Annotated in this window: 1 pseudogene; it reads right to left on the bottom strand. The window is 66.9% G+C overall.

Features of this window, described 5'->3' with window-relative positions:
• A pseudogene (locus E5W70_RS32825) lies at positions 1 to 260 on the bottom strand (hypothetical protein); the annotation flags it as partial.

A 260-nucleotide genomic window follows, 5' to 3' on the forward strand; every position in this document is an offset into this window, starting at 1 on the left:
CGCCGCCTGAAAACCCGCCGCCGGAACTTCCGGACGACCAACCGCTGCCGGAACTTCCAGACGACCAGCCACTGCCGGACGAGGTCCCCGACGTCCAGCCCCCGCGACCGGAGGGTGACGAACCTGGCCCACGGCCGTAGCGGAACGTCATGCCCAGCCATTTGTACACGCCCGGCGAGAGTTTCGTGCCGAAGATCGGCGGCAGGAACGCCATTGCCAAGCCGCCGAAGAACATCGTCGCCCACAGGACGATGAACAGC

It is taken from the genome of Mesorhizobium sp. (assembly GCF_005063415.1).
Lineage (GTDB): Bacteria > Pseudomonadota > Alphaproteobacteria > Rhizobiales > Rhizobiaceae > Mesorhizobium.